A 26,485-nucleotide genomic window follows, 5' to 3' on the forward strand; every position below is an offset into this window, starting at 1 on the left:
GGAGCGTCAGCCCTCGGTCGGCTCCTCGGCAGCAGCGTCGGCCGCAGGGGACTCGACAGCCGGCTCGTCAGCAGCGTCGGCCGCAGGAGCCTCGGCCGCCGGCGCCTCGGCAGCCGGCTCGTCAGCAGCAGGAGCCTCGGCGGCTGCTTCGACGGGAGCCTCGGCAGCCGGCGCCTCGGCAGCCGGTGCGGGTGCGTCGGTTGTCGGCTCCTCGGCCTCGGGCGCGGTCGGTGCCGGCGCGGTCTGCTCGGGCTGATCGGCCTTCGGCGCACGGCCCTTCTGCTGGTCACCCTTGGCGGACTGCTTCGCGGGGCGAGCCGATTGCTTGGCCGCCTGCTTCTTGCCCTTGCGGTTCGGGCCGGGGCGCAGCGGCTTCGGCATCGGAGCCTTCGGGTCGACCTCGATCTCGAACAGCTCGGCGACCTGCGGCAGCGCCGGCGCGAGCCGCTTGACCGTGGCCAACAGGTCGTCGTTCACGGTGTCGGGCTTGCGGGCGGGACGGACCTGGCTCCGGATCGGCGAGAACGCGGCGGCCTCGAGCATCGCGATCCAACGATCGGGGCTGTCCATCGGTGCGAGCGAGGCGTTCGTGCTGTCGACGAGACGCTGCGAGATCTCGGTGGGGAAGACCACACCGGCCTTGGGCGGCTGCGACGACAGGCGCAACGCACGCACGACCCGACCCACGGCGAGCGCGGCATCGACGTCGCCGAACCACAGCTGCAGTTCCTGCTCCTGCTTGGTGACGAGTGCGGCGCGCATCTCGTCGATGAGTTCCTTGGTCGAATCGTCACGGGCGACCATGGGGTCGTTCGCCGCGGCGACGACGCTGCGCAGGTCGCGAAGATCGAGCTCGGCCATCTGCTGCTTGGCAGCCTCGGCGCGATCGAGCCACTCGGCGACGCGCAGGCGCGGCAGCAGTTCCTCGGCGAGCTTCAGCACCGACGCTTCGGGCATCGGAGCGCGACCGTCCTTGGTCGCACGTTCGTTCTCTTCGCGGAGGCGCTGACGGACCGCCGGCATGCCCTGCAGGGCGAGCTCGGCGATCGGGCGCTGCTCCTCGGGCAGCTCCTGGAGGACCTCGTTACGGTGCGCCTTGCCGGGGCGGAGGCGCTTCGGCTTCGGACGCTGCGGGACTTCGGGCGGCGGCGTGAACGACGGGCCGCGACGGTTGCGGCCGCCACCGCGCCGTTCGCCGTCACCACGACGGTTGTCGCCGTCGCGGCCGCCGCGATCGTCGCGATCGCGGCGGGGTCGACGTCCACGGCCGTCGCCGCCACGCCGCTCACCACGCTCGCGCTTGGCGCGCGTCTCGACGACCGGTTGGAACTCGCGCTCCGACGGCAGGATCTCGAGCACGTCGCCCTTGTCGGACTTCTGGCGGCCCTGGACGACGGACAAGATGCTGAGGCCGTCCATGTGCTGCTCGACCTCGACCTTGAGCTCGTCGCCGACCTTCGCGCCGTCGGGCAGGATCGATCCGTCGAGCGTGCCCTTGGGCTGCTTCGCGCCAGCGGCGCGCCACGTCCAGGCGCCGTCGTCGAGCGCGCTGGTGAGTTCGATATCGATCCGTCGGGACATGGGGTGCAACGGTATCGCCTCCAGACCGCTCCGCACCATTGAGATGGGCATCGGATGCAGGCAGAACGACGTCGTCCGGTACCCTCGCCGCGATGCCCATCTACGCACTCGGCAACCAGGAACCCTCCATCGCCGGCGACGCCTTCGTGCACCCCGACGCGGTGATCATCGGCTCGGTCACGATCGGGTCACGGAGTTCGGTGTGGCCGTGCGCGGTCCTGCGAGGCGACGAGGGCGAGATCCGGATCGGGGCCGAGTCGAGTGTTCAGGACGGGTCGGTGCTCCACACCACACCGCAGATCCCGACGGTCGTCGGTGATCGGTGCGTCGTCGGCCACATCGTGCATCTCGAGGCGTGCCACATCCACGACGACGTGCTCGTCGGGAACGGTTCGATCGTGCTCCACGAGGTCGAGGTCGAGTCGTGGGCGATCGTCGCCGCGAACAGTGTGCTGCTCAACGGCACGCACGTTCCGTCGGGTGCGATCGCGGTCGGGTCACCGGCCACGATCAAGGAGGGGCGGGCTCGCCGTGAGGTGATCACGATGGGCGTCGAGGCGTACGTGCAGCGTGCCGAGCGCTTCCGGAACGAACTTCGGCGCCTCGACTGATGCGGGTGGTCGAACTCGTCGTGCCCGCGCACGACGCCGATCTCGCCACCGACCGGCTGTGGGCCGCCGGCGCGTCGGCGATCGAGGAGCGCGACGACGGTGATCGTGTCGTCTTCCGGACGGTGCTGGCGGCCGACGATCAGGTGTCGACCGAGCGTCTCGGGTCACTGCCGGCCGGTTGGAACGTCGCATTCGTCGACGTCGACGACACGCCGGCAGAAACGTGGCGCGAGTTCGCCGTGCCGATCGAGGTCAACGACGAGTTGGAGATCCGACCGGCGTGGTCGGATGCCCCGCTCCGTCCGGGTCGGACCGTCATCGAGATCGAGCCGGCCGGGTCGTTCGGGCTGGGTGATCACCCGACGACGCGACTGTCGGCCGACGCCGTCTGGCGAGCCGTGCGCCCCGGCGATCGAGTGCTCGACGTCGGTTGCGGCACCGGCGTGCTGTCGATCGTGGCGGTCGAGCGCGGAGCGAGCAGTGTGGTGGCGATCGACGTCGCCGAGGCCGCACGCGAAGCCACCGATCACAACGCCGCTCGACACGGTGTCGGCAGCCGGATCGATGCGTCGTGTACGCCGCTTGCCGAGATCGACGGACCGTTCGACCTGGTCGTCGCGAACATCCTGGCACCGACACTCGTTGCGTTGGCGCCCGACCTGCGCCGGGTGCTGGCACCCGCGGGCCGGCTGGTGATCAGCGGCATTCTCGCGGAGCGGCACGACCACGTGATCGAGGCGCTCGCTCCACTCGTGGTGACCCGAACCGACGTCGTCGACGCCTGGGCTGCGGTGGAGTTGGTCGCCGGAGCGACCGACTCGTCAGCTGGCTGAGCGGGCTCGGACGCCGATCGGGGCGATCAGGCGGAACCCGGCAGCGTGCCGTTCGTCCTCTGACTCGCCACCCCAGAATCCGTACTCGTGCTCGTCGCGAGCGAAGTCGCGGCACGTCGCCCGGACCTGACAGCCGGCACACACTTCACGGGCGGCTGCCTCACGTCGTTCCCGAGCTTGCGGCCGCTCGGCCGGCGTCGGGAAGAACAGGTGCGTCAGCCCCTTGCACGCCGCCGTCGCCATCCAGGCGTCGTCGGTCTGTTCCCGGGTGCTGATGATGTCGATTGATGCCACGAACGTGCCCCCACGTTTCACCTCGATGGTTACCGATCGGCCGGGCGAGCCCGGCAGCAAGGGGCACGATACGGGCAACTGATCGGGCAGTCAATTGCACTCTGCAAAGAGGTGGTGAAGCCGTGTGACGGGCACGTCCGGACGCGACGAAGGGGCCGATTCCTCACGGAAATCGACCCCTTCTGTCGGTTCAGCCGGCTCGGTTGGGCCAGCTCGGCTCAGCCGGCGATGCCCCGTCGGCGACGTGCGCCGACGACACCGATCGCTCCGACCGCGAGCAGCAGCAGGCCGATCTGGATCATCGGGCTGGTGCCGTTCGAACCCGTCGGCGGGAGGGTCACGGGAGGCGGCGCCTGCGTGACCGGCGGCTCCTGCGACACCACGTCGACCACGGCATCGTCGCTGTTGTTCGACAGGTCGGGATCGGGCACGTTCGACTCGACACTGCCGACGTTCTCGATCGGGCCCGCGACGGCGCTGTCGGGCAGCGACACCGAGATCGTGATCGAGCCGGCGCCGCCGACCGGCATCGTGCCACGCGTGCACGTCACGGTCTGGCCGCTCGTCGAGCAGTCGAAGTAGTCGGACGACACACCGGTGATGGTGAGGACCGACGGAATGATGTCCTGCACCACCACGTCGACCGCCGGGTCGGGGCCGGCGTTGGCGACGTCGAGTGTCCAGTCGAACGCCTCGGCGCCGGTGCCGTCACCCACGGCGACGATCGCCACGCTGGCCGTCTTCTCGATCGAGAGGTCGGCCGACGTCTGCGTCGGGTCGGCGCAGGCCGAGCTGGCCGGCGGGTACTCGACCGAGGTCGTGACCGAGGGGTTGACCTCGACCTCGACCCGGAGGCCGTCACGGAGGATGGCGTCGGAGTCGTCGAGGACCCACACGCCGTCTTCCAGCTTCCAGCCCGGCCAGTCGATGCCGTTGCCCGCTCCGTCCACGGCGGCGCCCGGGTAGACGAACCGACCTGACAGCCCCGACTGCACGATCGTGTCGACGAGGTTGTCGTCGGCGTCGTACAGACGGAAGGTGACGTCACCGGTCGGGACGAAACCGACGGCGTCGATCTCGTAGGTGATGAACGGTGCGTCGTTCAGGCAGTCGGTGGTCAGCAGCTTGACGTCGAGCGTCCGCTCGAGCGGTGTCTCCTCGTCGTCGTCGACCGGCGGCAACGGCTCGTCGTCGAGATCGCCGTTGGCCACGGCGACGTTGACGATCGTGTCGTCGGCGAAGATCGCATCATCGTCGACGGTCACCGTGACGGTGATCGACGAGGCCGCAGGGCCGGCGGCGAGCGGCGTGTTGTACGTGCACGAGATCGGGTCGGTGTCGTTGCACGTCCAATGGGCCGGGTTCGCCGAGACGCTCTCGAGCGTGAGGCCGTCGGGCAGATCGTCGGTCACGACGACGTCGGTGATGGGCGAGGGGCCCGTGTTGCTCACCGAGAGGTCGTAGCTGAAGGTGTCGCCGTTGATCACCGTGAAGTCGACGTCGTCGACCTTGACGATCTCGAGTTCGCCTTCGTGCACGACCGGGGTGTCGTCACAGCCGACGTTGCTGCCGGGCACGTCGCCATCGGGGCACGGCGGCGGCGTGCACGATTCTTCACACGTCGGGTCGCAATCCTGGGCCTGCGGGTCGCAGACCGGATCGTCGTCGGTGGTGACCCAGGCAACGTTGGTGTAGGTGCCGCCCGGGGTGTCGGGCAGCGCCCGCACCGTCGTCTGGATGACGACCTGCTCGCCGACGCCGAGGTCGGCGGGGTCGACGTCGCAGCGCAGGACGCTGGGATCGGTGCCGTCGACGGCGCACACCGGCAACTCGAGGGCGTCGTCGGGGAACGACACCCACTCGAAGCCGCTCGGCAGCGCATCGACGACCACGACGTCTTCGTCGGTGTCGACGGCGCGGGTGCCGATGTTCTCGATGGTGATCGTGTAGGGGAACGGGTCGCCGCCGGCGACGGCGGTGGCTCCGCCGTCGCTCTTGGTGAGCTCGAGGTCGACAGGGTCGTCGTCGTTCGTGATCTCACACGTGACGTCGTCGCCGTCGGCGATCGAGATCGAACCGGTCGTCGCGGTGCCGTTCTCGACGGTGACCGCTCCCTCGACGGTCGAGCAGGTCCACCCGCTCGAGCTGTAGCCGGCCAGGGCCGGCTCGGCGAGGTCGTAGTCGCCGGCGGGGATGGCGCCGGTGACGCTCGTCGTGCCGTCCAGGATCGCCGCGCCGCCCTGCGACGGGGTAGCGGTCATCGAGAAGGCGTCGTAGCCGGCGTTGCCGCCGTCGTCGTTGACGAGGACCTTGTTCAGGGTCAGGGTGCTGAACGGTTCACAGTCCGAGACCGGGGGCTGTGCTTCATCGTTGACGGAGACCGTCGCGATGTTGAGGAAGCCGCCGGCGGTGGTGCCGTCCGGGTTGCACGCCCCGGCGCCGGCCGGTGCGTCGGCGACCGTCGCGGTGACGGTCACTCGGTAGGTGTGGGTCACTCCGGCCGCGAGCTCGACGTCGGAGACGAGCTCGTTGTCGAACGAGGGCGAATCCGGGTCGGGATCGAAGTCGGTGTTGACGGTGACCGGACCCGTCGCCTGGGTCGAGGTGACGGTGACGCCGTCGCCGAAGTTCAGTTCGTCGACGATGTCGTAGTCGGCGGGGCTGAGGCCGATGTTCTCGACGGCGATGTCGTAGGCGATCGTCCAGACGCCGTCGACGAACGAGGTGTCGTCGTCGTTCACGACCTTGTCGAAGACGATGTCGGCGTTGGCGTACACCTGCGCGTCGTCGTCGTCGGTGACGAAGTCCATCGGATCCTCACCGTCGAGGCTCTTCAGGATCTCGTCGTCGGCGGCGGTGACGGTGGCCACGTTGGTGTGGACGCCGTCGACACCGTCGTTGACGAAGTCGGGGGTCAGCTCGATCACGCACGTGATCGAGTCACCCGCCTCCCCGTTCGGGGCGAGTTCGACGGGCGTCTCGACGCTGAAACCGCAGTTGGCGTCGAGACCGTTCAGCGAGCCGAACATGTCGTCGTCGAGATCGACGATGAAGAGCGGTTCGATGCTCGACAGGTTGGTGATCTCGAACGAGTAGGTCGTCGAGTCGCCTGCGTCGATGACGATCGGGTTCGCCGTCTTGACGATCTGGACCGCCGGCGCGACGTCGGTGATCGGCGTCTCCTCGGTGTCGGTGTCGTCGTCGGATTGCCCGTCGTTGTCGACGCCGACCACGGTGACGATGTCGGACACCGACTGCGCGGTCAGGTCGGACAGGTCGAGCGTGAACGTGCAGCTCACGCTCTCGCCAGGCACGAGCGGCAGCGCAGCGTCGATCTGGGTCGCGCAGTCGCTGGCGGTCAGTCGGCCGTCGGGCGTCGCGCCGAGCAGGTCGTAGGTGAGGATCGCCGCCGGTTCGACGATGGTGACCTGATCGGTCAGCGTCGTGATGTCGACGATGTTCTCGAGCGCGTCGGCCGGGTTGGTGATCGTGATGTCGTACTCGACCGGGCCGCCGGGCTCGGGGACCGTGGCGTCGTCGTCGGTCTTGGTGACCTCGATCTGCGGCGGCTCCGGCGTGAAGGTGATGGTCTCGTCGTCGAAGTCGGTCACCTCGGTGCCTTCGTCGTCGACGGCCTTCGCCGTCACGACGTTGACGTGGCTCGTCGACGTCGGGGGAGTGTTCACCTGGTCCTGGGCGACGAAGCCCGTGAAGGTGCAGGTGTAGGTCTCGGTCGGGGCGAGTTCGGTGCCGATGGCGCAGTCGTTCTGGCCGTCGAGGTCGCCGAACTTGTCGTCGACGAGGCTCGTGATGGTGACGGGTTCACCGGAGGTGTTGGTCACCGTGACCTCGTAGATGACGTCGTCGCCGAACTCGGGCACGGTCTTCGACACGGGGTCGATGGCGGTCTTGGTGACGTCGATGGTCGGGTCGACGTTCGTGAAGTCGACTTGTGCGTCGTCGTCGTCGACCGCCGTGTTGCCCTCGTCGTCGGTGCCCTGGACGGTCACCGTGTTCTGGTGCGGCGTGGCAACGGTGCCCGAAAGAACCGCCGTGAACGTGCACGGGGCGCTGGAGGCACCGGGAGCGAGGACCGTGCCCTGCAGCGCACCGCAAGTGTTGGAGGTCACGGCGGTGTTGCCGGCGTCGAACAGGTCGCCGAAGTCGCTGTCCTCGAGCGAGGTGATCGTCAACGGATCGGTGCTGACGCTGTCGTTGGTGACGACGACGGTGAAGGTCACCGTGCGAGCAGCCTCGGGGCCGTATTCGGGGACGCTGGTCGGGTTGGCCGACTTGTCGACCAGGATCGTCGGCTCGACGTCGACGACCGGGGTCTCAGCGGTGTTCTCCGCCTCGACCGGGTCCTGGGTCTCGTCGACGCCCTTGACGACCACCTTGTCGTCGTAGTCGTCGCCGGCGTTGCCGGGCAGGTTCAGCGTGATGCTGCACGACGTGCTGTCGCCGGCGTCGCCGCTGATCGCGAGGACCGAGCCGATGCCGCCGTCGGCATCGTCCGCGTCGCAGGTCGTGCCGACCAGGGTCACGCCGCTGGCGTTGGCCTCGACGAAGCTCACCGAACCCGAGGTGATCGTGACGGTGCCGGCGAGTGCACGGCTGCCCCCATCGGGGGTGAAGTACACCTCGTCGGTGATCTCGGTGATCGTGACCGCTTCGGTCGTGCTCTCGTTGGTGATGTCGATGTCGTAGACGATGCTCTCGCCGGGCTCGGCGATCGTCTCGTCGTTGTCGGACTTGTCGACGGTGATGGCGGGCGGCTCACCGAGCACGGTGCGCTCGGCGGGGTCGTCGTCCTCGGTCGTCTGTGGCGTCGGGTCGTCGTCCTCGCCCGTCACCGTGACGGTGTTGAGCAGCACGTCACCCTGTGCGAGGCCGGACACCGTGATCGCGAACTCACAGGAGTACGACTCCGTCGGAGCGAGCACGGTGCCGACCAGGTCGGTGCACGTGTTGGACACCAGGGGAGCGGCGTTCGATGTCAGGTCGGGGGTGGCGATCGTCGAACCGCCGACGGTCACGACATCGGAGACGCCGGTCAGGGTGACGTCCTCGACGGTGCCGTTGTTGGTGACCGTCACGGTGTAGGTGGCGGTGCCGCCCGGGGCGACGACCGCCTCGCCGGCCTTGTTCTGCTTGTCGACGAGGATCGACGGCGGGACCGGCGTGACGTCGACTTCGGCCGACGCCGTCCGCTGGATCGGGTTGCCGAGCGTGTCGGTACCGGCGACCGTGACGGTGTCGTCGATGTCGTCTCCGGCGTTGCGGTCGGTGAAGGCCACCGTGAACTCGCAGTCGACCGATGCGTCGCCGACGGTGGTGCCGCTCAGCGCCGGGCAGGTGCTGGCGGTGACCGAACCGCCCGGGTAGGGCTGCGGGAACGCTCCGAGGAGGTTCACGCCGACCGCGGATCCACCGTTGAGGGTGGCGCTGTCGGTGATCGCGGTGATGTCGATCGGGTTGTCCGCGCCGTTGGGGTTGGTGATCGTCACCGTGTAGGTGACCGAGCCGTCCTGTTCGGGGAACGTGTCGGGCGACGGGTTCTTCGTGATCTGCAGGTCGGCTGCCGGCACCTCGGTGTTGGTGAAGGTACAGGTGATCGCCGAGCCGGCTTCGACGTCGATCTCGACGCTGCGGTTGGCGAGGTCGGCGGTGCCGCCGGCGGTGCCGGTGACGTTGCCGCACGCGATGCCCGTCAGTTCGTACGACTGCGAGGTCGGGTCCGACTCGGTGACGGTGTAGGTGCCGGGGGCCACCGTGAAGCTCTCGGTGTCGGTGCCGGTGTCGTCGAGGTCGAAGGCACCGAGGTCGCCGGTGAAGCCGAACGTGTCGTTGTCGGTGCCGTCGTTGTCGACCGCCTTGGCGATCGTGATGGTCGCAGGCTCGAGGTTCTGGACTTCGCAGCGGACGATGTCGCCCTTGCCGATCTCGAAGGTCTGGCCGTTCTCCTGGAGCGAGAACGTGACGAGGCCGTTGCCGTCGGGTCCGGAGGCGATCAGGTCGACCTCGATGGTTTCGGAGATCGAACCGTCGGGTGCCGGCGTCGACAGCAGGCGGTCGACGGAGCAGGCGTCTTGCTGGGCGGGCAGCGTCCAGCCGGCGAAGTCGCCGGTCAGGCTCTCGGTGAACGTGAACGTCGACGCCCACGGTTCGGGATCGGCGACGGTACCGGGCACCCATTGGAAGAGGGTGGAGCCGGAGCCGGTCGTCGTGTCGGTCTGGGTGACACCGACGGAGGAGGCGAGGCCTGTGACGGGGCTGACCCACTCGAACTCGTCGATCGCTTCGCCGGTTTCGGCGATGTTCACGGTGCCGGTGAAGTCGAGTCCGGCGACGGCGTCACCGTTCTGGTCGACCTTGGTGATCGAGACCGACGGCGAGCAGAGCGCGAACACGACCTGCCGGAGCGCGTCGTCGAGATCTTCGAAGTTCTCGACGGAGATCACGTCGACGGTGCTGATGTCGAGCGTGCCGGTGCCCTCCCAGGTCTGGGCGCCGTTCGGCTCGACGAGCTCTTCGAGGCGCTCGAGGTTGCCGGTGTTGGTCACCTGGCCCACACCGACGCCGAGCAGCTTGGTGCCGGCGGCGCGCACGGCGGCCGCTTCTTCGAAGGCGGCGGCTGCCGAGGCATCGGAACCGCCACCGTTGTTGTTGGAGGGGCTCACGGTGCCGACGGTGTTCGGCACACCGTCGGTGATGAACACGACGAGGTCGGCGTTGTTCGGCTGGGCTCGGTCGAGGCCGGCTTCCCAGTTGGTGAAGTTGAGGTTGTCGGAGGTGTTGTCGCCGGGCGAGTAGGTGGTGACGTCACCGGTCGGGCCGGTGCCGTTCAGGTAGGCGTCGATGTCGCCGAGCAGTGCCGCGTCGACTTCTTGAAGTGCATTCGTGCCACCGATCGTGGCGTCACGCCCGGTGGTGGAGAACTCCATGAACCGGAGCGACGACGTGGTGCCGGCGAGGCCCTGGGCGAACGCGCGGACCGCGCCCTCGACTTCGGGAATCGCACCCTCGGAGTCGATCGAGCCGGACTCGTCGAGGATGATCTCGACGTCGATGCCGCACGAGGCGTCGAGGTCGGGGTTGGCGACGTAGTCGGCGAACAGGAGGTCGTCGATGGTGATCTCGTCGCCGCCTTGCCAACCGGTGTCGCCGCCACGGATGCGGAACACGCCGTCCGTCAGCACAGCCGACGGCAACACGTACGACAACCGTGTGCCGTCGGGCGAGTTCGGGGTGGACGCAATCGTCTGCCAGCCGACCGGGCCGTCCGGGTTGAACTCGAACACGAGCGACTCGCTCGAACCCTCGGCCTGCTCGTCGACGAGCTCGAAGCTGAAGGTCGCGCCCGGGGCGAAACCGGTCAGGTCGAGATCACGGCTGATCGAGTCGCTGTCGAGATCGTCGAACTCGAGCGCTCCGGACACGATCGACATGGTGCCGCTGTTGGGTGAGTCGTTGTCGCCCGACTCGTCCCAGGCGGACCCGTTCGGCCAGCCGCTGCCGCTGTTGGTGGCGTAGCCGTTGCTGAAGTCCTCGCTCACCGGGCCGGCAGCCGTGGCCACCGGGGTCGGCGAGAACGGCGAGATGACGACGGCTGTCGCCGTCACCATCGCCATCGAAAGGAGAAGCCGCAGTCGACCCCGAAGGCCACCGCGTTCCGCCGCTGCACTCATGTCTGATCACCTCTGCATCGTTCGACGCAGTCCCGCCGCGTCGCGTCTTCGTTGAGCACCACCTAGTCAACTCCGAGGCGCCCCGGTTCGTCCAAGGATTTAGCGACAGTACGGGTGATTTTCTTCGGTCTTGTCGACGCAGAGTGGTCGTTACCATCCTCTGGGTCAAACATCGTGAGGAAACTTTACGTTCGCCGCACCTTCGGCCGGCCGGGCTTTCCAAAGTCTCGACTTCTTCTCGACCCTCGACCTTCACTCGACATCAAGGGTTGCTGACCGGCCTGTCCGAGCGGGTCGACGTCGGGTTCGGATCGACGGTGTAGATTCTCGGCCGATGGAGGTCGCCGAACGGATCCGCGCCGAGGGCGCCCGTCTCACTGCAGCCGAACGTCGAGTGGCCACCACGATCCTCGCATCGCCGCAACTCGTCGCGTTCGGCACGGTCGCCGATCTCGCCCGCACCGCCGAGGTCGGAGCGGCGTCGGTGGTCCGGTTGGCGAACAAGCTCGGCTTCGACGGCTACTCGGAGCTGCAGCACTGCATCCAGGGCGAACTGTCGGCACAGTTGCGGCCGGCTGCCGAGCGGATCCACGACTCGTCGAACCAGTCGGTGGCCGCTCACGCCGAAGCCGAACTCGCGAACGTCCGAGCCACGCTCGGCTCCGTCGGCGACGAGGCCCTGACGGCGCTCGTCGAGCGACTCGCCGATCCCGAACGGCCGGTGCTCATCGTGTCCGGCGAGGCGACCGCCGGGGTCGGTCGACTCTTCGCGGATCAGCTCGCCCAGCTGCGCAGCGGCGTCGACTGCGTCCAAGGCAGCGAGGTCGCCGTCCGTCGGGCGATCGCCTTGGCCGACGCGAGATCGACCGCGCTCGTCATCGATCTCCGCCGATACGAACGCTGGGTCCTCGACGCACATGCCGCGCTCGCCGACCGATCGATCTGGTCGGCGGTGCTCACCGACGGTGTGCTGTCACCGCTCGCCCAGCGGGCCGACGCGACCTTCATCGTCACGGCCGGATCGGTCGGCCCGTTCGACAGCCACGTCGGCACGCTGGCGGTGTTGAACCTGATCACGAACAGCGTGGCCGATGCGCTGCGCGTCACTGCCGCCGATCGGCTCGGCGCGATCGAAGCCGCCTGGGGCGACGCCGGCGCACTCACCGACGGCGCCTGACCCGTCGCCGGTATCGTTCGCCGAATGTCCGTCGTCGCCGAGGCGCAACGCCGCCGAACTTTCGCGATCATCAGCCACCCCGACGCGGGCAAGACGACGCTCACCGAGAAGTTCCTCCTCTACTCCGGCGCGCTCGCGGAGGCGGGAGCGGTCAAGGCCCGTTCCGGCCGTCGGTCGGCGACGTCCGACTGGATGGAGATGGAGCAGAAGCGCGGCATCTCGATCAGTTCGACCGCGCTGTCGTTCGAGTATCGAGGATTCCAGCTCAACCTGCTCGACACCCCGGGACACCGCGACTTCTCCGAGGACACCTACCGCGTCCTGTCCGCGGTCGACGCCGTGGTGATGGTGCTCGACAGCGCCAAGGGCATCGAGCCGCAGACACTCAAGCTGTTCGAGGTGTGTCGGTCGCGCAACCTGCCCGTCATCACGTTCCTCAACAAGTACGACCGTCCCGGACGTGAGCCGCTCGAACTGCTCGACGAGATCGAGGAGCAGATCGGCCTCCGGCCGACGCCGGCCACGTGGCCCGTCGGCATCTCTGGCGACTTCCGTGGCGTGATCGACCGACGCACCGGCGAGTTCACCCGTTTCACCCGTACCGTGCGCGGCTCTGCGATCGCCCCCGAAGAGTTGGTCGACCCCGACACGGCCGCCGCCGAGGAGGGGAGTGCCTGGGAGCATGCGCTCGACGAGAGCGGTCTGCTCGACGCGATCGAAGCCGACGTCGATCTCGAGTCGTTCCGGGCGGGTGAGAGCACGCCCGTGTTCGTCGGCTCGGCGCTGACCAACTTCGGTGTCCGCCACGTGCTCGACGCGATCGTCGATCTCGCTCCCGCAGCAGAGGCTCGAGTCGACGCCAAGGACAACCGGCGTGAGCTCGACGCCGACTGCTCGGCCTTCGTCTTCAAGGTGCAGGCGAACATGGATCGCTCACACCGCGACCGGATCGCCTTCGTCCGCATCTGCTCCGGCCGGTTCGAGCGGGGCATGGTGCTCACGTGCGACCGCACCGAGAAGCCATTTGCGACCAAGTACGCCTCCACGGTGTTCGGCGCCGAGCGGACGACGATCGAGGAGGCCTACCCGGGCGACGTCGTCGGACTCGTCAACGCCCAGGGGCTCAACATCGGCGACTCGCTGTACGAGTCGACGCCGGTCTCGTTCCCGCCGATCCCGAGGTTCTCGCCCGAGGTGTTCGCCTCGGCCCGACCCCTCGACACGGGCAAGGTCAAGCAGTTCCGCAAGGGACTGGCCCAACTCGACGAGGAAGGCGTCGTGCAGGTGCTGCGCGACCCCGACATGGGCGACAGCGCGCCGATCCTCGCTGCGGTCGGTCAGCTGCAGTTCGACGTATTCGCCGACCGACTCGACGCCGAGTTCAACGCGCCGATCGAGATCTTGTCCGCACCGTACGAGGCGATCCGTCTGACCGACGCAGAGTCGGCCAAGCGTCTCCGTGAGATCGGCGGCATCCGCATCATGGAACGGGGCGACGGTCATCTCGTTGCGCTGTTCGAGAGCCGCTACCGGCTCCAGCGCATCGAGGGCGACGAGCCCGACCTGACGCTCGACCACATCATCGCCGGCTGAACGAGCGCTATTCGGGTCGTCCTCGGTCGGCGAACGCCTCGGCGAGCCGAGCGCCGTCGAGATCGCGCATGTGGGCGAGCGGGTCGATCCCGGACTCGATGACATAGTCGGTCAGCAGGTCGACCGTGACCCGGACGAGTTCGTCGCGATCCCAGGGCTTTGCGATGTAGTGGTCGAGGTCGGCCTCGTTGACCGCCCGGATCGTGTCCTGCTGGTCGGCTTGGCCGGTGACGAGCACCTTCTTGATCGCCGCCGTCGCCGACTGCCGATGGAGATCGACGAGCAGGTCGACACCGTCGCGGCCCGGCAACCGGTGATCGGCCAGGATCAACCCGACGCGGTCGCCCGCCTCGGACGCCTCGTCCATGGCGGCCAGTGCGTCGTCGACATCGGACGCCTGATCGATCCGCACGGTGGTCAGCGCACCCTCGAGGTCGCGCACGATCGCTGCTCGCACCTCGGGTTCGTCTTCGATGACCAGGACGACGAGCTCACTCATCGGGTTCCTCCACGGGAAGTCGGACGTCGAACACGGTACGGCCGGGGCGGCTCTCGACGTCGATCGTGCCGCCGTGCTCCGTCACGATCTGACGGCAGATCGACAACCCGAGACCGAGCCCGAACCGGACCCGTCCTCCCTTGGTCGTGAAGCGTGGTTCGAAGATGCGGTCGGCGAGCGGTGGCTCGATCCCGGGACCGTTGTCGGCCACGGTGACGCGCACTCGCCGGTCGTCGGTCGGCGTGACGGTGATCTCGATCCGTCCGTCGTCGGAGTCGGCGAGGGCGTCGAGCGCGTTGGTCACGAGGTTGCTCCACACCACCTGCAGTGCGCCCGGTCGACCGGGGACGGCCGGGACCGACTCGGCCGACAACTCGATCGTCGCCTCGTCGGTCCGATGGCTCAGGAGTCGGAGCGCACTCTCGATCGTGCGGAGCACGTCGACGTCGGGGACCCACGTGCCGGACCCGTCCTCACCTCGGACGTAGGCGCGAAGGCTGTCGACCAGCGCTTGCACCCGACGGGCCGCCGTTCCGGCATGGTGCAGCTGCGACCCGAGTCGGGCCGCGGCCTCGAGCCGGTCGAGTTCGCTCGACGGCAGGGCGGCAAGCCGTCGAGCCTCGGCGTGATCGCTGACGCCCATGTCGACGAGCCGCCCGGCGAGCCGCCGATCGCCCACCACGCCGACGAGCTCGCGACGGAGTGACCGGACGTCGGCGGACGACAGCGGCTCCGCGACCGCCCGGTCGCGCACGATCGCAGTGAGGTCGGCGGGGAGCAGGCCCTCGGCCGTGATGTCGTCGGTGATGTTGGCGATCGCTCGTCCGAGCGCTGCGGTCGGGTTGTTCAGCTCGTGGGCGAGCCCGGCCGAGATGTCGCCGAGCGTCGCCATCTTCGCTTGGGCGACGAGTTCGGCCCGGGCAGCCGACAGCGCCGACAGGCTCTGGTCGAGTTCGACCTGGAGCTCGTCGGAGCGCCGCAGGCGTCGGGCGAGCGAGCCGATCAGGACGCGATTGAGCAGGCTCGACAGCTCGGGGTCGACGTCGAGCGCTCGTGCGAGCTGTTCGACGGTGACCGGGATCGCTCGCACTTCGGTCACGGCGACGCAGTCGAGCATCGCTCGTCGCTTCGACGCGAGCGACAGCAGGCCGATGATCGATCCGGTCGATTGCTCGTGCAGGATCTGGTCGCCGCCGGGAGCTCGGGAGGTCAGCCGGACAACGCCGTCGAGGACGACGAAGATGCCACCGACGTCGGCGCCGATCTCGATCAGCACCGTGCCGGGCGCCATCCGGATGCGGGGTGGATGGCCGAGGGCCACGTCGAGTGACTCGACGAGTTGGGCTTCGAGTTCGGCGTCCTCGCTCGAGACGTCGAGGAGTGGATGCCTGCGATCGACGTCGTGCGTGGGCGCGGTGCGGCGGCGTTCGATTCGCAGCTCGGCGCGCGTGCGTTCGTCGTCGGCGATGAGGTCGCCGAAACGATCGAGATCGTCGGGGGAGTGGGCGACGAGGTAGGTCGCGAGTTGCGCCACGACCACCTTGGCGAAGCCCGAACGAGTCCACGGCTCGGCCATGAACGCGTCGACCGCGTCGGAGCCGAGCAGGGGAGCGAGGCCGACCAGTGAGGCCGACTCGGTGACGGCGACGATCCGCGTGTCGAATGCCCGGAGCCCGGCGCGGAGCTCGACCACCTCGGGCGGACCGAGTCCCTCGCCACAGCAGGCGAGTGCCAGCGGCACCATCGATCCGCCGCCGGCTGCGTCACCAGCGAAGCTCGTGGCCGACTCGGCGTCGGGAACCCGCTCGACACTCACGCGGTCGCCGACGAGTGCGACGAGTTCGTCCGCGACGGCCCGGACGCGCTGCTCGGTGCCGCCGACGATCAACGCGATCGGATCGCCACTCACAGGAGGCCGACCGCCTCCCAGATCGGGGGCGCCACGTAGAGCACCAGCACGAGGCCGATCACGCCGACCACGGCACCGACGACGGCCAGATCCTTGGTTTCGACGTGACCGGAGGCGTAGGCGATGGCGTTCGGCGGTGTGCTGATCGGGAGCGCCATGGCGAGCGAGCACGACAGCGCGATGATCACGCCGGCCAGCAGCGGGTCGAGATCGACGGCCGCCGAGGTGGCGAGCGAGACGCCGATCGGCACCACCAGGTTGGCCGTCGCCGAGTTGGAGATGATCGTCGACATCACGAGTGCGACGACGGCGAGCGTCGTGGCGAGCAGTACGGTCGACAGCGAACCCCAGTCGACGAGACCCACCAGCCAGTCGTCGAGACCGGTGTCGGAGACACCGAGGCCGAGCGCGATGCCGCCGCCGACCAACCAGAGGACGTGCCAGTTGATGCGCTTCAGGTCGTCGACGCCGAACACCTTGGTGGCGAGGAGGACGACGACCGGCAGGAACCCGATCACGGCGGACGGGACGCCGTGGAGCGGTTCGCTCACCCACCCGAGGATGGTGGCGGCGAAGGTGACGTACAGGATCACCGCTTCGCGGCTGCGGTCGAAGCTTCCGCCGATGCGGACGTCGATCGACGTCGCCTGCGCTGGGTAGCGACGAACGATCAGGAACCAGGCCGCCGCCAGCACGATCAGGACGATCGGCACGGCGAGCCCCATCCAGCGGACGAAGTCGACGCGGATCCCTTCGTCGGCGAGCCGACCGAGGGCGATCGCGTTGGGTGGCGATCCTACGGGTGTGCCGAGGCCGCCGATGTTCGCGGCGATCGGGATGCTGAGGATCAGGCCGGTTCGGACTCGGTCGGCCGGATCGAGTGACGCAGCCACGGGAAGGACGACGGCCATCATGGCGGCGGTGGTGGCGGTGTTCGACATGAACATCGACAACACGGCGGTGATCGCCATCAGCCCGGCGACGATCGCCTTCGGGGACGTGCCGAAGGGTCGGAGCAGGACACCGGCCAGATTCCGGTCGAGTCGGTACTTCGCCGCGCACTCGGCGAGGACGAAACCGCCGAGAAACAGCATCAGGACCGGGTGGGCGAGGGTGGCGAAGTAGTCGGCGTACGGACGCCCCTCGAAGTCGTCGATCGACACGAGGGCCTGATCGGACACCAGGAGGATCTCGGCCAGGATCACGAGGATCGATGTCGCCGACAGCGGGATCGCCTCGGTGATCCAGAGCACGACGGCCGCGCCGAAGATCGCGAGCATGCGACTGGCGGGGGAGGAGAGGTCGCCCGTCGGTCCGATGGCGAGCACCCCGACGAACCACACGAGCGCCACGCCGATCCCGATCCGGTTCAGGGGGACATGGACGGAGGCCACGGCCGCTGACGCTAGTTCCCATGTCGCGCGGCCCGTGACGAAACCACGAAGTCGGGACCAAGGTCCACTACTATTTTCGTCATGACGAAAACCGAGGTGGCGACGGCGGGCGGGGAGGAGCGGCGGTGTCGATGGTGCCGCCGGGCGCTGCCGGTTCGAACCGGTCGGGGTCGGCCGAAGGAGTTCTGCTCCCAGCGATGCCGGCAGTGGGACTGGGTCAGCCGTCAACGTGCAGCTGACCTCGAGATCAGCGACGGCGAGCTGATCATCGCCCGGCGCGAACTCGACGAACTCCACGATCAGCTGTACATGCTGGCGTGCGCAGTCGACGACACCGAACGCGATCTCGCCGACACCGGAACCCGTGCGACTGCGAAGGAGCTGCGCGAGATGCTCGACTGGCTGCTCGACGCCGCGAAGCCCCTCCGTGAGGCGCAGATCTCCGCACCCTCGGGTCCATCCTGAATAGCGTCATGACGAAATAACTGGCTCCCGGCAGTCGGGTCGTCCCGAATGCCGGTGCGTCGAGGTGGAGGGTGTCGTGACGGCGTCCCTGCCTGGCCGACAGATGACTGGCTCGTGTGCTCGTCGGCACGGCGGCATCGCGTTGAGGCCTCTGAAGGCGGTGTAGAGCTGTCGTCGAGGATGACGTCGACCTGTGGTCGAGGCTGACCCTCCAGCGCGAATCGAGCAACGATCAGCTGCTCGCCCCTTCTGGACCGGTCGCCCATAATCGACGTTATGTCAAGTCGTCGTGACGCGATCGACATGTGTTCTGGAAATGGTCAAGAATGGGTCCGGGCCACTGAGCAGGGGAAAGAGTCGACGTGACGCCGTGGCACGGCGCGTGGCGGTAATACCCCACTCAGTGAGATGTGCGGGCGCACCGATAGCCAAGAGTCCCAGTTGCAAAGGAACCGCCCATGCCTTCGACTCGCACCACACGTCCACTCCGCCGGATCACCACCCTCGTCGCTGCGGGGGTCACGTTCACGCTGCTGCCGCTCCCCTTCGGTGCGACCGTGCACGCGAACGCCCCGGCGACCGCGGTGACCGGATTGGCGCTCGGCGCTCGGGGCGACGCCGTGAAGCAGCTGCAGCAGGCGCTCCTGAACCAGGGCGTGCCGGTCGACGGCGGTGTCGACGGCGTGTTCGGCCCCGGTACCGAGAGCGCCCTCAAGCAGTTCCAGGCAAAGCGCGGCTTCTCCCAGACCGGCACCGTCGACACGGCCACGGCGATCGCCCTCGGGCTCGTGTCGAACAGCGTCTTCGGGCTGACGCAGGGCGCGAGCGGCAACAAGGTCGTCGAACTCCAGAACACACTGATCGCCGCCGGACATCGTCCGGCGGGCGGCGCCGACGGCATCTTCGGCCCGGCGACGGTGACGGCACTCAAGGCCTTCCAGAAGGCCAAGGGGCTGGCACAGTCGGGCGATGTCAACGCGCCGACGGCAGCGGCGCTCGCCGCGGTGTCGGGCGGCGCCGCGGCTGAGCCCGCAGCCGAACCCGCGTCCCAGCCGTCGAGCTCGAGGGGCTCGGTCCAGGGCTTGAAGATCGGCAGCCGTGGCGATGCCGTGAAGCAACTGCAGCAGGGGCTCATGAACCTCGGCTTCACCGTCGTCGGAGGCGCCGACGGGATCTACGGCGTGCTCACGGCGAACGCCGTGAAGTCGTTCCAGAACGCCAACGGTCTCTCCACGAGCGGCTCGGTCGACAAGGCGACCGCACAGGCCTTCACCGCCGCCACGAGTGGCGGCAACGGCGGCACCGACGACGGTGACGACGGTGACGACCATGACCCGAGCGCCTCCTCCCCCTTCGTCGGTCTGCAGTACGGCTCGATCGGCGCCGACGTGAAGGGCCTGCAGCAGGCCCTGATCGACGCCGGCGTCACGGTGTACGGCGGCGCCGACGGTGTCTACGGCACCCACACGGTCACCGCCGTCAAGGAGTTCCAAGGCAAGCACGGCCTGTCGAAGACCGGCAAGGTCGACCAGGACACCGCGAATGCACTGGCCTCGCGCAATCCGAGTGGAGGGACCGACACGGCCTCGATCGTCGGCCTCAAGTCGGGTGCGCTCGGCAACACGGTCAAGCAGCTCCAGCAGGCCATGATCGACGCCGGCGTCACCGTTCGTGGCGGCGCCGACGGCATCTTCGGCCCGGCGACGACCGAAGCGCTCAAGTCGTTCCAGACCTCACAGGGGCTCCCGGCGACCGGCGTCGTCGACCAGGCGACCGCCGAGGCGCTCAAGGACCCCAAGGCCCCCTCCTCCCCCAGCACCGGCTCGACCGACGGGTACGCGGTCTACGGAGAGCGTGGCTCACGTGTCGTCGACCTGCAGAACGCGCTGCTCGCTGCCGGCATCTCCTTCGTCGGTGGCGCCGACGGTGCATTCGGCAGCGCCACGGCCGGCGCCATCATGTCGTTCCAGCGGGCCAACGGGCTGTCGGTGACGGGCAAGCTCGACGACGCGACCGCCAAGGCGCTCGGTCTGACCGCTGCGCCGAAGCCCACCACGCCCGACCCGGCGACCGTGAAGCTCGACGCGTTCCCGGTGCAGGGCCCGTGCGGCTTCGGTGACAGCTACGGCTATCCCCGCAGCGGCGGCCGCACTCACGAGGGCATCGACATCATCGCCTCGGAGGGCAACGAGTTGTATGCGGTCGCCGATGGCAAGGTCACCAAGGTGTACTCCGACTACCCCGGGTCGCTCGCCGGAAACGGCATCCGCCTCACTCGCAGCGACGGCTCGGGCACGTACTACTTCTACGCCCACATGAGTGAGCTCGCCGACGGCATCGAACTCGGGGTGCCGGTCAAGGCAGGACAGCTTGTCGGCTACATCGGTAACACCGGCAACTCGGGCACCCCGCACCTCCACTTCGAGGCGCACCCGAACGGTGGCGCCGCGGTCAACCCGTACCAGGCGCTGAAGGCGATCGACGGCTGCAGCATCACCGCATCGCGCGGCTGAGCCGCCGGGTCGTCCGCCCGGGAACGGCACACATCCCATGATCGGCCGAGCAGGACGTACCCTGCCGGCATGCCGATCATCGACGTCCAGCTGAGTCCGGCCACGACCGATTGGCCCACGCTGCGGGCAGCGGCTCGCGAAGCCGAGCAGCGTGGGTACGGCGCGATCTGGGTGCTCGATCACCTGGCCGGGCTCCCCCTCGGCGGGACGACCATGCTCGAGGCGTTCACTCTGCTCGGCGCCTTGTCGCAGGCAACCGAGCGGATCGAACTCGGCACGATGGTCGCCAACGCGTGGAGTCGGCAGCCTGGCACGCTCGTGACGGCGATGGCCAGCGTGGCCGCGGTGGCCGATCGGCAGGTGCACCTCGGCCTCGGAGCCGGCGCTGCGCCGGGCACGACCTGGGCCGTCGAGCAGGAACTCGTCGGCACCGAGCTCGCCGCCGACCTGGCCGACCGCCACGCCCGCGTCGAGCAGGTGCTCGACCTGATCGACGAGCAGTGGTCGGCCGACCGAGACGAGCGCTGGGCCACCTTTCCCCTCCCCCGTCCCCGGCCCACCACCCTCCTGGGCGTCAACAGCCCGGAACTGGCCGAACTCGCCGCGCGTCGGGCCGACGGCGTGAACGTGCTGTGGTACCACCCGCGCAAGGAGGAGTTCATCGCCGCCTACGAGGCGGCGATCGGCGACCGTCCGTTCCTGCGCACCGTCTACACCACCTACTCCCCCGAACTCCTCGATCCCGAACACCCCGACCGGCGACGGATGGCCGAGCACGGCTTCGACCGGATCGTGCTCGCCGTGCTCGACGGTGTGGAGGCGTTCCTCGCCGACGACACCGTCCCGGTCGGCTGAGCCTGATCCCCACCGTCCACCCCGGCGGGAGCGCGCGGTGTAGCGTGCACCCTGTCGCTGACCCCCACCGGGAGAGTCGTCACCGCAGCCGGCGGTGCCGGCGCCGAAGGAGCAACCGCCCCGGAATCTCTCAGGCAAACGGACCGGAGGGGCGAGACGACGCTGGAAAGCAGGTGTTCGCCACCTCGCCGAAGGTGCAAGCCCCCCGGGTGAAGCTCTCAGGCACGATGACAGCGTGGGGTCGACAATCCGACGACGAGGAGCCCCATGTCGACCTTCCACGACCTCACCGAGCAGTTCGCCGACCGCCACATCGGTCCGCGACCCGACGACCTGGCGGCGATGCTCGACGCGATCGGCGTCGACAGCGTCGAGCAACTGATCGACGAGACGATCCCGGCGTCCATCCGTGACGACGCCCTCGACCTGCCCGATGCCCTCGGAGAAGGCGCCGCTCTCGAGCGGCTCCGCTCGTACGCCGATCGCAACCAGGTCGTCACCAGCCTGATCGGGCTCGGGTACGCCGACACCGTCGTGCCGCCCGTCGTGCTCCGCAACGTGCTCGAGAACCCGGCGTGGTACACGGCGTACACGCCGTACCAGCCCGAGATCAGCCAGGGACGCCTGGAGACGCTCGTCAACTACCAGACGATGGTGTGCGACCTCACCGGACTCGATCTGGCGAACTCGTCGCTGCTCGACGAGGCCACAGCCGCCGCCGAGGCCATGGCGCTGGCGCGCCGAACGGTTCGAGGCGACCGGAGCACCTTCTTCGTCCACCACGACGTCCACCCCCAGACACTGGCGGTTCTGCGAACCCGTGCAGAGCCGACAGGGATCCGGCTGCTCGTCGGCGACCTCGACGACCTCGAACGCGACGATCAGGATGTCGATCTCGCCGGCGATCTGTTCGGTGCCCTGTTCAGCTACCCGACCTCCACCGGCGCGGTCACCGACTGGTCGGCGTCGATCGAGCGGGTGCACGAACTCGGCGCGCTCGCCGTCGTGGCCACCGACCTCCTCGCGTGCGTGCTCCTCCGCTCCCCCGGCGAGCTCGGCGCCGACGTCGCCATCGGCTCGGCCCAGCGGTTCGGCGTACCGCTCGGGTTCGGCGGACCGCACGCCGGCTTCATGGCGGTCAAGACGTCGGCAGCCCGGGCGTTGCCCGGCCGACTCGTCGGCGTCAGCACCGACACCGGTGGCCGTCCGGCCCTCCGACTGGCGCTCCAGACACGCGAGCAGCACATCCGCCGTGAGAAGGCCACTTCCAACATCTGCACCGCACAGGTACTCCTCGCGAACATGGCGGGGCTGTATGCGTCGTGGCACGGCCCCGACGGTCTGCGTCGCATCGCCACCCGCGTCCACGGTCTCACCGTCGTCGCCGCCGAGGCACTGCGTGACGCCGGCCGGTCGGTGCGTCACGGCACGTGGTTCGACACCGTCACCGTCGACCTCGCCGACGAGTGCGCCGCGGACGCCGTCGTCGCCGCTGCGCTCGACCACGGCCTGAATCTCCGACGCGTCGACGGCTCGTCGGTCGGCTTCACGCTCGACGAGACGACCACGCCCGATGTCGTCGAGCGACTGCTGGTGTCGTTCGGCGTCGACCGCGCCGACGTCGCCACCGCCGATCTCGCCGGCGCCGTTCCGGCCGGACTGGAGCGCACCGCTCCCCTGCTCCCCCAGGCGGCGTTCAACTCGTACCACAGCGAGCACGAGATGCTCCGCTACCTCCGTCGTCTCGCCGACCGCGACCTGGCCCTCGACCGCACGATGATCCCGCTGGGGTCGTGCACGATGAAGCTGAACGCCACGAGCGAGATGGAGCCGATCACGTGGCCCGAGTTCGGGTCGATCCATCCGGCTGCTCCGGACGACCAGACCGTCGGCTATCGGGAGATGATCGCCGAACTCGAGGCCTGGCTCGCCGAGATCACCGGCTACGCAGCGGTGTCGGTGCAGCCCAACGCCGGGAGCCAGGGCGAGTTCGCCGGCCTCCTCGCGATCCGGGCCTACCACCGAGACCGAGGCGATGACCAGCGCACGATCTGCCTGATCCCGTCGAGCGCCCACGGCACGAACGCAGCGAGCGCGGTGATGGCCGGGCTCGACGTCGTGGTGGTCGCCTGCGACGCCGACGGCAACGTCGACCTCGCCGATCTCGACGCCAAGATCGACGCATCCGGCGACCGGCTCGCCGGGATCATGATCACCTACCCGTCGACGCACGGCGTGTTCGAAACCGAGGTGCAGGCGATCTGCGCCAAGGTCCACGACGCCGGCGGCCAGGTGTACGTCGACGGCGCGAACCTCAACGCCATGGTCGGCCTCGCCCGGCCGGGGCGGTTCGGGGCCGACGTGTCGCATCTCAATCTGCACAAGACCTTCTGCATCCCCCACGGTGGCGGTGGACCGGGCGTCGGGCCGGTCGGGGTGCGTGAACACCTGGTGCCGTTCCTTCCCGGCGATCCGCTCGGCGACGGTGCCGGCGCGGTCGGACCGGTCTCGGCGGCTCGATTCGGGTCGGCCGGCATCCTGCCGATCCCGTGGATGTACATCGCCATGATGGGCGCCGACGGTCTCCGACGGGCGACCGAGCACGCGATCGTCGCTGCGAACTACGTCGCCACCCGACTCGACGCCCACTTCCCGGTGCTCTACACCGGTGCGTCCGGCCGTGTCGCCCACGAGTGCATCATCGACCTACGGGAGATCACCAAGACGACCGGGGTCACCGTCGACGACGTCGCGAAGCGCCTGATCGACTATGGGTTCCATGCGCCGACGATGAGCTTCCCGGTGGCCGGCACGCTCATGATCGAGCCGACCGAGAGCGAGGAGCGGGTCGAACTCGATCGGTTCTGCGACGCCATGGTCGCCATTCGCGGTGAGATCGACCGCATCGCCGACGGAGCCGAACAGCTCGAATCGAGCGCACTGCGGATGGCGCCGCACACCGCCGACGACCTGATCGGCGAATGGGAGCGCCCGTACTCACGCGAGAGCGCGGCCTATCCCCTCCCGTCGCTGCGCCAGACGAAGTACTTCCCGCCGGTGTCACGGATCGACGGCGCCTACGGCGACCGCCATCTCGTCTGCAGCTGCGAACCGCTCGAGTCGTACGCGTCCGACCTGCTCCTGACCCCGACCTCGCGGTGACGGTGCCGCCGCGGCCGGCCCTCGGGGCCGTAGCCTCGTCGTGATGTCCGAGAGCGAGTCGGCGGAGATGCCGGACACCGAGAAGCCGGACACCCAGGCGGGGCCTGCCGTGCCGCGCCTGTGGTGGGGCGTCGGCGGCGTGGCCGTGCTCGTGGTCGTCGTGCTCGTGCTCGTCGCCGTGTCGGGTGGTGGCGGCGACGGGGTGGCCTCCGACGACTCGATCGACCGGGTCGATCTCACCTCGACCACACCCCCGACGGGAACGTCGGTCACCACCTCGACCGACGACGTCCCCGCCACGTCGTCGTCGACGACGATCCAGCGGTCGACCACGTCGGTGCTCTCGACCGTGCCGTTCGTGACGGTCGATCTCGAGGACGAGTACGACGACACGATCGAGATCGACGAGGACAACCCGCCGGTTGCTGCGCGCCCGATTCCCGAGGAGCCCGACGAGGACGAACCGCCGCCGTCGACGATCGCTCCCCCACCGTGGGCGGCGTCGACCTACGTGACCGACGGCGGCCATGTCAGCACCGATGTCGGCTGCGCCGCCAACGACGGCGTGCAGGCGCTCGACCAGTTCTTCGCCCAGCGGGTCGGGCCCGTGACCGGGTGGGACTACCAGCACGTGTACCCGCTCGGCGGCGACCGCTACCTGTGGTTGTTCCAGGATGCCTTCCTCGACCACACGGGCACAGTGAACTCCCTTGCCTCGTCTCGGTTCGTCCACAACGCGGCGCTGATCCAGGAAGGCACCTGCTTCCGGCTCCTCCACCGTGGCACCACCAACAGGCCGCAACCGTTCGAGATCGGCGACGGCCGATCGGAGACGCGCAAGACCTGGTGGTGGCCGATGGGTGGCGAACTCGTCGGCGACGAGCTGTTCGTCTTCTGGGTCGAGATGCTCAAAGACCCGTACGACCCGGAGCCGCCGGACGGCCTCGGGTGGCACCCGGTGCGAACCTGGCTGGCGAGCTACGACGCCGACACGATGGAGCGACGGTCATTCGCTCCAGCGCCGAACGAGGGCGCGACTCCCATCTACGGCTACGCCGTCAGCTCCGACGAGACGCACACCTACCTGTTCGGGAACACCTTCGAGCAGAACCTCGTCCGTGAGGGCGGCTTCTGGTCGGGCAGTCACTCGGCCACGGCGATGTGGCTCGCTCGGGTCCCACGCGGCCTCGTGTGGGCGGATCCCGAGTACCGCACGGCCGACGGATGGTCGTTCGACCGCGCGGAGGCCGTACCCGTCGTCGACCGGTTCTACGTCGAGAACCCGATGCAGCCCCGCTACCTCGACGGCCAGTGGGTCAGCGCGACGGCGGTCGACGGATACTGGGGTGAGCAGATCGCGATCGACGTCGCCGAGCAGCCGTGGGGTCCGTGGTACACGGTGCACTACACCCCGCTGTATCCCCGTGGTCGCGACCCGAAGATGAACACGTACCACGCCCACGTCCTGCCGTGGCGCGACGGGTACGGGTCGGTGCTCGTGTCGGTGTCGAACAATGCTCGCAACATGCTGCGAGACGCCTGGTACAGCCCCCATCGCTACCGTCCGACGTTCGTCCACTACGCCTACACGCCGGTGCCGACCACGACCACGACGTCCACGACCACCACCACGACGGTGGTGCCGACGACCACTTCCACCACGACGACCACCCGTCCGGCGACGACGACCACGGTGGCGCCCACCACGACGACTCGTCCGGCGACCACGACGACTCGTCCCGCGACCACGACCACGACGACTCGTCCGACGACGACCACGACCACGACGGTGCCGCCCACGACGACCACGCGTCCGGCGACCACGACCACGACGGTGCCGCCCACGACGACCAGTTCGACGACGACGACCAGCGCCCCACCGGCGGCCGACGAGGGGTAACGTCGGCAGAC

The 26,485-nt window shown here is 68.8% G+C and carries 15 protein-coding genes and 1 riboswitch; of the genes, 9 read left to right on the forward strand and 6 right to left on the reverse strand.

Annotated elements, in window-relative coordinates:
- Positions 1–6 precede the first annotated feature (6 nt).
- A complete protein-coding gene (locus tag BDK89_RS22115) occupies positions 7–1,581 on the reverse strand; it encodes a hypothetical protein (RefSeq protein ID WP_208294024.1) in 1,575 nt (524 codons plus the stop codon).
- A gap of 92 nt (positions 1,582–1,673) precedes the next feature.
- Between BDK89_RS22115 and BDK89_RS10070 the strand changes: the two genes are divergently transcribed.
- Positions 1,674–2,192 carry a gamma carbonic anhydrase family protein gene (locus BDK89_RS10070; protein WP_133868827.1) on the forward strand — a complete coding sequence of 173 codons (519 nt, stop codon included), beginning with the start codon at positions 1,674–1,676 and terminating at the stop codon, positions 2,190–2,192.
- Complete coding sequence (locus BDK89_RS10075; protein WP_133868828.1) at positions 2,192–3,025, forward strand: 50S ribosomal protein L11 methyltransferase; 834 nt, start codon at positions 2,192–2,194, stop codon at positions 3,023–3,025. The genes BDK89_RS10070 and BDK89_RS10075 overlap by 1 nt, the downstream gene beginning before the upstream one ends.
- Here BDK89_RS10075 and BDK89_RS10080 read toward each other — a convergent pair.
- The gene (locus BDK89_RS10080; protein WP_243839138.1) at positions 3,014–3,319 is read right to left on the reverse strand and encodes a WhiB family transcriptional regulator; all 306 of its coding nucleotides are present in this window, start codon (positions 3,317–3,319) and stop codon (positions 3,014–3,016) included. The genes BDK89_RS10075 and BDK89_RS10080 overlap by 12 nt on opposite strands.
- A gap of 218 nt (positions 3,320–3,537) precedes the next feature.
- The gene (locus tag BDK89_RS10085) at positions 3,538–10,941 is read right to left on the reverse strand and encodes a prealbumin-like fold domain-containing protein (protein ID WP_133868829.1); all 7,404 of its coding nucleotides are present in this window, start codon (positions 10,939–10,941) and stop codon (positions 3,538–3,540) included.
- Positions 10,942–11,341: 400 nt separating this feature from the next.
- On the opposite strand from BDK89_RS10085, the gene BDK89_RS10090 reads away from it, so the two are divergent.
- Together BDK89_RS10090 and BDK89_RS10095 are read left to right on the forward strand one after the other, a co-directional pair.
- Positions 11,342–12,184 carry a MurR/RpiR family transcriptional regulator gene (locus BDK89_RS10090; protein WP_133868830.1) on the forward strand — a complete coding sequence of 281 codons (843 nt, stop codon included), beginning with the start codon at positions 11,342–11,344 and terminating at the stop codon, positions 12,182–12,184.
- A 24-nt stretch (positions 12,185–12,208) separates the two neighbouring features.
- Positions 12,209–13,777: a peptide chain release factor 3 gene (locus tag BDK89_RS10095; RefSeq protein ID WP_133868831.1), complete on the forward strand. Its 1,569-nt coding sequence runs from the start codon at positions 12,209–12,211 to the stop codon at positions 13,775–13,777.
- A gap of 7 nt (positions 13,778–13,784) precedes the next feature.
- On the opposite strand, the gene BDK89_RS10100 is transcribed toward BDK89_RS10095, so the two are convergent.
- Genes BDK89_RS10100 through BDK89_RS10110 form a run of 3 tightly spaced genes read right to left on the reverse strand, consistent with a single transcriptional unit; the run spans position 13,785 to position 17,579 of the window.
- Positions 13,785–14,276: a response regulator gene (locus BDK89_RS10100; protein ID WP_133868832.1), complete on the reverse strand. Its 492-nt coding sequence runs from the start codon at positions 14,274–14,276 to the stop codon at positions 13,785–13,787.
- The gene (locus tag BDK89_RS10105; protein ID WP_133868833.1) at positions 14,269–16,185 is read right to left on the reverse strand and encodes a sensor histidine kinase; all 1,917 of its coding nucleotides are present in this window, start codon (positions 16,183–16,185) and stop codon (positions 14,269–14,271) included. The genes BDK89_RS10100 and BDK89_RS10105 overlap by 8 nt, the downstream gene beginning before the upstream one ends.
- Positions 16,182–17,579, reverse strand: coding sequence for an SLC13 family permease (locus BDK89_RS10110; protein ID WP_133868834.1), 1,398 nt, complete (start codon positions 17,577–17,579; stop codon positions 16,182–16,184). The genes BDK89_RS10105 and BDK89_RS10110 overlap by 4 nt, the downstream gene beginning before the upstream one ends.
- Before the next feature lie 81 nt (positions 17,580–17,660).
- On the opposite strand from BDK89_RS10110, the gene BDK89_RS10115 reads away from it, so the two are divergent.
- From BDK89_RS10115 to BDK89_RS22120, 5 genes are all read left to right on the forward strand, one after another.
- On the forward strand, positions 17,661–18,044 hold the full coding sequence (locus BDK89_RS10115; protein ID WP_133868835.1) for a hypothetical protein: 384 nt from the start codon (positions 17,661–17,663) through the stop codon (positions 18,042–18,044).
- 458 nt (positions 18,045–18,502) lie between these two features.
- Positions 18,503–20,557 carry a peptidoglycan-binding protein gene (locus BDK89_RS10120; RefSeq protein ID WP_133868836.1) on the forward strand — a complete coding sequence of 685 codons (2,055 nt, stop codon included), beginning with the start codon at positions 18,503–18,505 and terminating at the stop codon, positions 20,555–20,557.
- Between the two features lie 69 nt (positions 20,558–20,626).
- Positions 20,627–21,412 (forward strand): LLM class flavin-dependent oxidoreductase, encoded by a 786-nt coding sequence (locus BDK89_RS10125; RefSeq protein ID WP_133868837.1) that lies wholly within the window; start codon positions 20,627–20,629, stop codon positions 21,410–21,412.
- A gap of 152 nt (positions 21,413–21,564) precedes the next feature.
- Positions 21,565–21,656: riboswitch (glycine riboswitch) on the forward strand.
- 23 nt (positions 21,657–21,679) lie between these two features.
- The gene (gene gcvP, locus BDK89_RS10130; protein ID WP_133868838.1) at positions 21,680–24,574 is read left to right on the forward strand and encodes an aminomethyl-transferring glycine dehydrogenase; all 2,895 of its coding nucleotides are present in this window, start codon (positions 21,680–21,682) and stop codon (positions 24,572–24,574) included.
- A 43-nt stretch (positions 24,575–24,617) separates the two neighbouring features.
- A complete protein-coding gene (locus BDK89_RS22120; RefSeq protein WP_208294025.1) occupies positions 24,618–26,474 on the forward strand; it encodes a hypothetical protein in 1,857 nt (618 codons plus the stop codon).
- Positions 26,475–26,485 lie beyond the last annotated feature (11 nt).

This window comes from Ilumatobacter fluminis (genome assembly GCF_004364865.1).
In the GTDB taxonomy this organism is placed as follows: domain Bacteria; phylum Actinomycetota; class Acidimicrobiia; order Acidimicrobiales; family Ilumatobacteraceae; genus Ilumatobacter; species Ilumatobacter fluminis.

Bases quoted from the DNA above. Each gene is read 5' to 3' on its own strand.
- BDK89_RS22115 (WP_208294024.1), bottom strand. From the start codon at position 1,581: ATGTCCCGACGGATCGATATCGAACTCACCAGCGCGCTCGACGACGGC.
- BDK89_RS10070 (WP_133868827.1), top strand. From the start codon at position 1,674: ATGCCCATCTACGCACTCGGCAACCAGGAACCCTCCATCGCCGGCGAC.
- BDK89_RS10075 (WP_133868828.1), top strand. From the start codon at position 2,192: ATGCGGGTGGTCGAACTCGTCGTGCCCGCGCACGACGCCGATCTCGCC.
- BDK89_RS10090 (WP_133868830.1), top strand. From the start codon at position 11,342: ATGGAGGTCGCCGAACGGATCCGCGCCGAGGGCGCCCGTCTCACTGCA.
- BDK89_RS10095 (WP_133868831.1), top strand. From the start codon at position 12,209: ATGTCCGTCGTCGCCGAGGCGCAACGCCGCCGAACTTTCGCGATCATC.
- BDK89_RS10100 (WP_133868832.1), bottom strand. From the start codon at position 14,276: ATGAGTGAGCTCGTCGTCCTGGTCATCGAAGACGAACCCGAGGTGCGA.
- BDK89_RS10115 (WP_133868835.1), top strand. From the start codon at position 17,661: ATGACGAAAACCGAGGTGGCGACGGCGGGCGGGGAGGAGCGGCGGTGT.
- BDK89_RS10120 (WP_133868836.1), top strand. From the start codon at position 18,503: ATGCCTTCGACTCGCACCACACGTCCACTCCGCCGGATCACCACCCTC.
- BDK89_RS10125 (WP_133868837.1), top strand. From the start codon at position 20,627: ATGCCGATCATCGACGTCCAGCTGAGTCCGGCCACGACCGATTGGCCC.
- gcvP (WP_133868838.1), top strand. From the start codon at position 21,680: ATGTCGACCTTCCACGACCTCACCGAGCAGTTCGCCGACCGCCACATC.
- BDK89_RS22120 (WP_208294025.1), top strand. From the start codon at position 24,618: ATGTCCGAGAGCGAGTCGGCGGAGATGCCGGACACCGAGAAGCCGGAC.